Raw genomic sequence first — 1,302 nt, 5'->3', positions numbered from 1 at the left:
GAGCTATATCAAGCTTACTTCTTTTATGGAGAGTTTGATCCTGGCTCAGGATGAACGCTGGCGGCGTGCCTAATACATGCAAGTCGAGCGAACAGATAAGGAGCTTGCTCCTTTGACGTTAGCGGCGGACGGGTGAGTAACACGTGGGTAACCTACCTATAAGACTGGAATAACTCCGGGAAACCGGGGCTAATGCCGGATAACATGTTGAACCGCATGGTTCTACAGTGAAAGACGGTCTTGCTGTCACTTATAGATGGACCCGCGCCGTATTAGCTAGTTGGTGGGGTAACGGCCTACCAAGGCGACGATACGTAGCCGACCTGAGAGGGTGATCGGCCACACTGGAACTGAGACACGGTCCAGACTCCTACGGGAGGCAGCAGTAGGGAATCTTCCGCAATGGGCGAAAGCCTGACGGAGCAACGCCGCGTGAGTGATGAAGGTCTTCGGATCGTAAAGCTCTGTTGTTAGGGAAGAACAAATGTGTAAGTAACTGTGCACATCTTGACGGTACCTAACCAGAAAGCCACGGCTAACTACGTGCCAGCAGCCGCGGTAATACGTAGGTGGCAAGCGTTATCCGGAATTATTGGGCGTAAAGCGCGCGTAGGCGGTTTTTTAAGTCTGATGTGAAAGCCCACGGCTCAACCGTGGAGGGTCATTGGAAACTGGAAAACTTGAGTGCAGAAGAGGAAAGTGGAATTCCATGTGTAGCGGTGAAATGCGCAGAGATATGGAGGAACACCAGTGGCGAAGGCGGCTTTCTGGTCTGCAACTGACGCTGATGTGCGAAAGCGTGGGGATCAAACAGGATTAGATACCCTGGTAGTCCACGCCGTAAACGATGAGTGCTAAGTGTTAGGGGGTTTCCGCCCCTTAGTGCTGCAGCTAACGCATTAAGCACTCCGCCTGGGGAGTACGGTCGCAAGACTGAAACTCAAAGGAATTGACGGGGACCCGCACAAGCGGTGGAGCATGTGGTTTAATTCGAAGCAACGCGAAGAACCTTACCAAATCTTGACATCCTTTGACCGCTCTAGAGATAGAGTTTTCCTCTTCGGAGGACAAAGTGACAGGTGGTGCATGGTTGTCGTCAGCTCGTGTCGTGAGATGTTGGGTTAAGTCCCGCAACGAGCGCAACCCTTGAACTTAGTTGCCATCATTCAGTTGGGCACTCTAAGTTGACTGCCGGTGACAAACCGGAGGAAGGTGGGGATGACGTCAAATCATCATGCCCCTTATGATTTGGGCTACACACGTGCTACAATGGACAATACAAAGGGCAGCAAAACCGCGAGG

The 1,302-nt window shown here is 52.0% G+C and carries 1 rRNA gene; it reads left to right on the top strand.

From position 1 onward, the window contains the following. Positions 1–22: 22 nt before the first annotated feature. A 16S ribosomal RNA gene (locus CD138_RS10600) occupies positions 23–1,302 on the top strand; the annotation flags it as partial.

This window comes from Staphylococcus intermedius NCTC 11048 (genome assembly GCF_002902385.1).
Taxonomy (GTDB): domain Bacteria; phylum Bacillota; class Bacilli; order Staphylococcales; family Staphylococcaceae; genus Staphylococcus; species Staphylococcus intermedius.
This window is presented reverse-complemented; position numbering and strand designations above follow the sequence as displayed.